1 protein-coding gene is annotated in these 1,079 nt (G+C 76.4%); it reads right to left on the bottom strand.

Translation table 11 applies throughout. The annotated features are described in order from the left end of the window. Positions 1-57: 57 nt before the first annotated feature. On the bottom strand, positions 58-1,079 hold a 1,022-nt coding region (locus HCN56_RS25640; protein WP_245247040.1), incomplete at its 5' end, for an ABC transporter ATP-binding protein.

Here is a 1,079-nt window from a genome sequence, read left to right as displayed (position 1 = left end):
CCCGTGCGGGGCGCGGGTGGCGGGCCGTGATGCGGGCGCCGGTCGGGTGCCGGGGCGTCAGGCGTCCGCCGGGACCGCCGCGTCGCGCGCGGCGACGAGGTGGCAGGAGGTGGCGTCGCGGCCGAGCGGCAGCACCGGCAGTTCGGTGCGGCGGCAGGCGTCGGCGACGCCCGCCGCCTCCGCCTCGCCGGAGGCCAGCGCCGGGCAGCGGGGGTGGAAGCGGCAGCCGCCGGGGACGGCGGTGGCGTCCGGTGGTTCGCCGGTGAGGACCTGCGGCCGGCCGACGGGGCTGTCGGGGAGGACGGAAACCAGCGCCCGCGTGTAGGGGTGGCGCGGGTCGGTGAGGATCTCGTCGACCGAGCCGATCTCCACGATCCGCCCCAGGTACATGACGGCGATACGGTCGGCGATGTTCCAGGCGAGGCCCAGGTCGTGAGTGACGACGACGGCGGAGAGCCCGAGGTCGTCGCGCAGCCGCATCAGCAGGGCGAGGATCTCGCCGCGCACCGAGGCGTCGAGGGAGGCGACCGGCTCGTCGGCGATGATGACGCGCGGTTCCAGCACCAGCGCGCCGGCGATGACGACGCGCTGCCGCTGCCCGCCGGAGAGTTCGTGCGGGTAGGCGAGGAAGAACTTCTCCGCGGGCCGAAGTCCGGCCCGGGAGAGGGCGTCGGCGACGCGGTCGCGCTCGTTGTCGTGGATGCCGTGGATGCGCAGGCCCTCGGCGACGGCGTCGTACACGGTGTGCCGGGGGTTGAGGGCGCCGGTCGGGTCCTGGAGGACCAACTGCGCCTCGCGCCGGTAGGACTTGAGCGCCTTGGTGCCGTAGCCGAGGGGCCTGCCCTCGAAGGTGACGATGCCGGAGGTGGGGCGTTCCAGCCCCAGCAGGGTGCGCGCGACGGTGGTCTTGCCGCAGCCGGACTCCCCCGCCAGGGCGAGGATCTCCCCGGGGCGCAGGTCGATGTTGACGCCGTCGACGGCGCGGGCGGTGCGGCCGCCGGGGGCGCGGAACCGGACGGTGAGGTCGTGGGCGGCGAGCGCCGGTTCGACCGCCGCGCGGGTGGCGGGCGCCGGCGCGG

Origin of the sequence: Streptomyces lonarensis, from assembly GCF_012033735.1 — a bacterium.
Classification (GTDB): domain Bacteria; phylum Actinomycetota; class Actinomycetes; order Streptomycetales; family Streptomycetaceae; genus Streptomyces; species Streptomyces lonarensis.
This window is presented reverse-complemented; position numbering and strand designations above follow the sequence as displayed.